Source organism: Pseudoxanthomonas sp. LjRoot204_2 (assembly GCF_056175765.1).
The window spans coordinates 1-5,922 of record NZ_JBGFFG010000206.1; the positions used below are offsets into that span (position 1 = coordinate 1).

The 5,922-nt window shown below is 67.4% G+C and carries 9 protein-coding genes; all 9 read right to left on the reverse strand.

What is annotated here, in order from left to right:
• Window positions 1–2,119: phage tail length tape measure family protein (locus AC04L7_RS10875; protein ID WP_475512993.1), on the reverse strand; the 2,119-nt coding region annotated here is incomplete at its 3' end.
• Window positions 2,103–2,471 carry a hypothetical protein gene (locus tag AC04L7_RS10880; RefSeq protein ID WP_435998558.1) on the reverse strand — a complete coding sequence of 123 codons (369 nt, stop codon included), beginning with the start codon at window positions 2,469–2,471 and terminating at the stop codon, window positions 2,103–2,105. The genes AC04L7_RS10875 and AC04L7_RS10880, both read right to left, overlap by 17 nt.
• Before the next feature lie 38 nt (window positions 2,472–2,509).
• Window positions 2,510–2,926 (reverse strand): hypothetical protein, encoded by a 417-nt coding sequence (locus AC04L7_RS10885; RefSeq protein WP_475512994.1) that lies wholly within the window; start codon window positions 2,924–2,926, stop codon window positions 2,510–2,512.
• Between the two features lie 25 nt (window positions 2,927–2,951).
• Complete coding sequence (locus AC04L7_RS10890) at window positions 2,952–3,947, reverse strand: phage tail tube protein (RefSeq protein WP_435998554.1); 996 nt, start codon at window positions 3,945–3,947, stop codon at window positions 2,952–2,954.
• A 6-nt stretch (window positions 3,948–3,953) separates the two neighbouring features.
• Complete coding sequence (locus tag AC04L7_RS10895) at window positions 3,954–4,229, reverse strand: hypothetical protein (protein WP_435998552.1); 276 nt, start codon at window positions 4,227–4,229, stop codon at window positions 3,954–3,956.
• A 5-nt stretch (window positions 4,230–4,234) separates the two neighbouring features.
• Entirely contained in the window at window positions 4,235–4,729 is a 495-nt protein-coding gene (locus AC04L7_RS10900) for a hypothetical protein (protein ID WP_435998550.1), read from the reverse strand.
• A complete protein-coding gene (locus AC04L7_RS10905) occupies window positions 4,726–5,136 on the reverse strand; it encodes a hypothetical protein (RefSeq protein ID WP_435998548.1) in 411 nt (136 codons plus the stop codon). Before AC04L7_RS10905 ends, AC04L7_RS10900 begins: the two co-directional genes overlap by 4 nt.
• Entirely contained in the window at window positions 5,136–5,585 is a 450-nt protein-coding gene (locus AC04L7_RS10910) for a hypothetical protein (protein WP_435998546.1), read from the reverse strand. Before AC04L7_RS10910 ends, AC04L7_RS10905 begins: the two co-directional genes overlap by 1 nt.
• A gap of 43 nt (window positions 5,586–5,628) precedes the next feature.
• On the reverse strand, window positions 5,629–5,922 hold a 294-nt coding region (locus AC04L7_RS10915), incomplete at its 5' end, for a hypothetical protein (protein ID WP_475512995.1).

A 5,922-nucleotide genomic window follows, 5' to 3' on the forward strand; every position in this document is an offset into this window, starting at 1 on the left:
ACACCAGGAAGCGCCGTCCGTTCTGTTCCACCAATTCGGGCTTGCCGTGTTCGCCCAGTTCGTACAGCTTTCCACCCTGCATGCTGCCGCCGGTGGCGCGGCCGCCGCCGAAGTAAGACCCAACCGCCTGCGCGATCGTCGCCCACCAGCCCCCACCACTGCTGCCGCCTGATCCGCCGCTGTTGTTGCCGATGGAGTTGGCCCATTCGGTGATCTTGCTGGCCGCTATGTCGGCAACCATCTGCAGCAGCATCTGTTGCCAGCGATCTTCGATGCGTTCGAAGTTGCCGGACAGGGCGTCGTAGATGCTGTCACCCAGCAGGTACTGCGTGCTGTCGCTTGCGTCCTGCAGGATCTCTTTGACGGTGGCGCCGTGCTTGCGGGCACTCTCCGTGGCGCGCTTGTAGTCCTTTTCGGCAGCGCCGACCGCGCGGTTGTAGGTTTCCTGGCTGATGGCGCCCTCGTCCAGCAGTGCCTTGTAGCGGGCGATTTCGGCGGATAGCACTTCCTGCGGCGTCAGCATGGCCTCAGTGACGCGCGCACCCTCTTCTTTCGCCTGGTTGCTGCGTTCCTGCGCGTCGCGCTCTTCGGCGGCCAGGCGCAACTGTTCGGCCAGCTTCGGGTTCAGGGCGTCCAGCCCGTCTTGCTTGATCTGGTAGTTGACCCGCGCCAGTTCCGTGGTCTGGCCATTCAGCGCGATTTCCTGCTGCAGACGTTCCAGCATGCGGCCGTATTCGGCGTTCAGCTGTTTGGCGGCCTTCTCGGCTTCGGTCAGCTGCGCAGCGCGGGGCTTCTTGCCATCGCCGCCGCCGGGCGCCTTGCCACCGCCGCCACCCGATGGCCGAAGCATCGACGCTGGGATATCTCCCTGGTCGGAAAAGTTGACGCGCGTGCGCGACGGGTCGCCGAAGATCCGTTCGTTTAACTCGATCTGTGCCTGCAGTGCGGCTTGCCGATTGCGGAGTTCCTTGTCGGTACCGCCGCCGATACCCTCGAAACCCAGCACCCTGGCTGGCAGTCGATTCACGATGGTGGCGCGCTGCGTCAGCCAGTCGCCAGTCAGTCGGCCGTCCTTCATGGCAGCGTCAGCGGACTGTCGGCGAGCGAGCTCGCGCTCCACCATGGCCAGTTCGGCACGCTGGTTGCCTAGGTTCTCGCCGCCCATCAGCTTGCTGAACCCACCGCCCTGGATTGTCAGCAAGCGCTGCGCTGCGCCGAATGCCTGGTCCAGCCACCCCACCAGCGACGCCAGGCCAGCGACCAGACCCAGCGCACCTTCGGTCATGTTGGCGAATCCGGAACGAACGTCGCCGGAATTCAGCGTGCTGATAAGTCCCTCGACGCTGGACCGCACACCTTCCAGCCCCTCACCCCCCGTGTCGCCGGTCAGCACATCCGCCAAGGTATTCTTCAGCGCGATCATCGATCCGCCGAACGTATCGCGTGCCGCCTGCGCGGCGCCGCCATAGCTGTCGGCCAGGATGTCCAGGATGATCTGCTGGGCTTCGGCGGTCTTGCCGGCCTCGTCCAGTTCCTTGATGGCCTTTCGCACACTGTCGGTGAACGCGGCGCCGAAGCCCTGCTGCGCCAGCGCTGCCGCTGCTTTCTGCGGCGATTCCAGCGCACGGCCGATGGTCTCGGCGGACTGTTCCACGCCGATCCCCAAGCGCGCCGCCTGGTCGATGGCGATCTGCAGTGCTTCGGGGAAGTTCTTGCTGGCAATGCCGCTGTAGGACAGCAGGCGGGTTTCCGCCTTGATGATCTCGCCGGCACTGAATGTCGACGCGGCGGCGATGGCCTCCGACATATCGACCAGCTGGTCGCGCGTGTACGTGGCACCCTGCCCGGTCGATCGCAGCACGGCTTCCAGCTGCGCCATTTCCTGTTCCGCAGCGGCGGTATTGCGAAGGATCAGGCCGATGCCAGCGACGGCGGCGGCGCCGGCATACTTGATGGCGTTGCCGATCTTTACGCCGAACTCTTCCCACTCTTCGCCCGAGTCCTCCACCGCGGCGCTGGTCGCCTTCACCTCGTCGCGAATGCTCTTCAGCGACGCGCGCACCTCGCCGTCGCCGCCGACATCGAACTGGACCTGGAAGCGGCTAGTGCGCTGACTCACGCTGCGCGCGCTCCCGCTCGGCCACGTCGACGCGCGCCGTCACGAACGCCCGTTCGATCACCAGCAGGTCGTCCAGCAGGCACGGCAGGTCCGCGCGCGACACGCCGATGCGGTCCAGCGACGCGCGGATGATCGTCAGGCAGTCGCCCATGCGCAGCCCGGTAGGTAGGCCGCTGGGCGCGTAGCTCCACTGTCCGCGGCATCGCAGATACGCAAGCGCCGCCGGCACCGCATCCGGCAGCAAGCGCGGCTGCGGACAGTCGCCGCAGATCACCTTGCAATCCTTGCAGTAGCTGGATGTGAACCACTCGTCGTATTTCCTTTCGAAGTCCCACAGCCGCTGGTCTTCCACGCCTGGACCCGCCCCGGCAATCCACCGGGCCCAGGCTTCTAGTTTTTTGCCACCCCTTCGCGGCTGGCCTTGAACAGCGCTTCGCGCGCGGCCTGGAAGAACCACTGGTAGTCCATGCAGGCGGCCAAGCGCTCTGCGCTGAACGCCTGCGGCGCGCCCGCGTCGTCGTACACGTCGCGCCAGTCGTCGATGCGGTCGGCCAGTTCCTGCAGGTCGCTGGCCTCCACCTGCGTGACCGCGTCGAACACGCGCTGCAGGTCTTCCGTCGTGCGGATTTTCTCCGCGGTGGCCACCAGCTCGCTGGCCGTGCGCACCATGGCGCTGCGCTCGCGCTCGCGCAGTTCCTTGCGCGTCAGCAGGCGCATGCGCAGATGGATCTGCGTGCCCGCGCCGTCCWCGCCGATGGGCAATGCCACCGGTACCCACACCTTGCCGATATCCGCCAGTCGAAACACCGCCGCCGCTCCTTTGGTTGTTGCGTCAGATCGCCGCGCGGGGGCTCTTCAGCACCCACGTGACGGCCAGTTCCGCGCCGGTGGCGCGGTATGCCTGGAAGGTGAAGTTCTGCTTCAGCCCGCGCGGGCCGCTGATGGGCGCGGCCGGCGCCTCGATCACCGACACGGGGATGGTCAGTTCCAGCTGTTCATTGCCGGCCGTGCCCGCACCGGTGCCGCGCTTCAGCGTGACTTTCAGCGCCAGGTCGGTACCGGCCAGCGCCTTCGTACGCAGGGCCGGCGTGTCGAACTGCGCCACGCCATCGCCGCTGACCAGCACCTGGCCTTCCGGCAGGTCGTGCCGCTGCCCGCCGTCGTTGAGGCAATACAGGTCCGTGTCCAGGTCGTTGTTCCAGGTCACGTTGAGCGTTTCCACGCACACCTGCGTGGCGCCGCCGTCCAGTTCCAGCGTCACGCCGGAAACGCCCCAGCCAGCGTGGCCGTAGTCGGTCGGCGATGCGTCAACCGGTGCACCGGGCTGGGTCGACAGGCTGGCGCCGCGCAGGTTGAACGTGGCCTGCTGGAACGGCGACCCCGTGCTGAAGGCGAAGGTGGCCGACTCGATGCGCATATCCATGTCGCGTTCGTAGCGGCCGGGCGTGGCAATTCGGCTGCTGTAGTCGCGTTCGATCAGCATGGCCGGCGGGATGGCATTGGCGCCGCCACCCACCTGGAAGGTATGCGTGTACGGGGAGGACGCGCCCGTGGTGGTCGGCGCCCCCACCAGGTGCTTCAGCCAGAAGCCGATGCTGGTGCCCAGGGTAACCACCGCGCTTCCGCTGCCATCCACGCGGCCACGCTCGCCACGCAGGTTGCCGCGCAGGCCGCCGGCCAGGGTGGGGTCGTTTTCCAGCGGCTGGTTGGCTGCGTAGTCGTACGTGCGCACGTACAGAATTTCCGCGTCCGGAGACACGGGCACTTCCTTGAAGGCGGACTGGGTAAGGCCCAGCAGTTTGGTCAGTGCACCGGTGGCCTGTGGCATGGGGGCTTACTCCGCGGAAGGCGTGGAAGAGGCGCCGCCGCCCTCGCCTGCCGCTGCGGCGGCAGCGTCGGCGTCGGCGGGGGCGGCAGCGTTCTGGTCGGCGTCCGCAAGCTGGCAGCCTTTCGCCAGCAGCGCTTCTGCCTGTTCGGGGGTGCAATCGACGATCTCGCCGCCTTTCCAGTCGCCCAGCTTCACGGCGCCCGGGCGCAGCACGATGCGAACGCGCACGACGGGGGGCTGGGCGGCGGCCTGCGATGTTTCACGGGAAGCACTGTTCTTCATGGCGGTCACTCGCGGTGGATGACGCCATGCACGCGCACGGTGAACGTGGCGGCATGCACGGGGTGGTTGTAGTTGCGGTCGGTCACGACGTCGGCCACGTAGGCCATGTCGCAGGTGTCGTCCAGTGAGGGATTGCGCAGCAGCAGCTGCACCAGCGCCGGACCGATCGCGTCGGTTTGATCCACGCTGGTGTCGTAGTCCTGCTGGTGCCATACCAGCGACAGCACGATGTCGGCCACCCATTCCTGCTGATGGCTGTTGATCGTCAGCCCCATGGCGTCGCCATCAGCCGATGCCGGGCCTGGCTGCTGGTCGCCGGTGTCGTGCAGCCAGCACGGGAAATGCTCGGCGCCGATCTGGTCGAAGCGCCGATTGCCCTTCAGGCGCTTGGGCGTGACGGCCGCGCCGGTGCTACCCAGTTTCAGCGCCTGCATGGCGGTGATGAACTGCGGGTCGCCGACCATCAGTGCCATCAGCGCGGCGCGGGCGGCGGCGATCATGCGCCCTCCCCCAGCACCTTGTCGGCGGCAGCCAGCGCGGCGTCGACGTCCAGATCCTTTTCCATCGCGTCGTCGAAGTAGGGGCGCGCCGGCATCGGCCGGGCATGCGGGTTTCCGTACGGCTTGAAGCCGTCGTGCAGGCTGCGGGCGTACACGTTGGCGTTGAAGACGATGGCCGACCGGTCGCTCAGTTCCATGGCGAAGCCGCGCACATGCGTGCCTGTGCGCCGCGGAATGGGATAAGCGCCCGCAGCGGCAGACTTGGGGCCGGTGGACCGCTTCACCGCGGCGCGCTGCAACTGGATGGCCAGCGTCCGCATCAGGGTGCGCGCGGCGGCGCGGCTGTTGCGTGCCGACACGTCCAGCAGCTTCACCGTTTCGTTGGCGTCCACGACGGTGCGGAACATCAGTCCACCCCCGCCGCTGCGTACGGGCCGGTCTCCACGTGCGCCAGCGCGGCGCCGGTACCGGTCGCGGTGATGCCCAGGGCCAGTGCCATATTGTCGTCCGCGCATTCGAAGGCACGCTGTGCCTGGCTTTCGTATTCGCGACGGTTCAGATAGTCCAATCCTTCGCGCGCGCCGGTGGCGTTGCTGTCGATGAACGCCGCGCGGCGCTTCCACAGGTGGCCCGATACCCAGCACAGTTCGGCGGAACGCAGGCGTTCGTGGGTCGTGCTTTCTTCCGGCACGGCGGCATAGCCGGCGCCGAAGCGGCCGATGGCCCACTGCTCGGCCCGGGCGATCAGGCGGGAGAGATAGCCGGCGCTGTCATTGGCCCAATCAGCGGGCGTGCCGAACTGCTCCGGTCGGAAACCGGCGTCGGTGATGTCCTGGATCTTGACCTTGGCCGCCATGCATGCGGATGGCCCGGGTTGCCCCGGGCCATCGCGTCCCCGATCAGGCCAGCGCCACGCGGGCGATCTGGTCGGCGTCGCCGACGATCGCGTTGTACTGGCCCTTGCCGTACCAGTCTTCGGCCGACGCTGCGGGCTCGCGCTTGCTTTCCACCGTCAGCGGCTTCCAGTCGGCGCGCTTGTTCTTGCGGCCGGGCAGAACCACGTAGTAGTTGGCGTCGTTGGCCGGCACCTTCGTGGTCACGATCACGTTGCGCACGCTGAAGGCAATCGGCTGCTTCTGCGTACCGAAGGCGATCATGGGGCTGCCGCGCGTCGCGTCCAGGAAGGCCAGCAC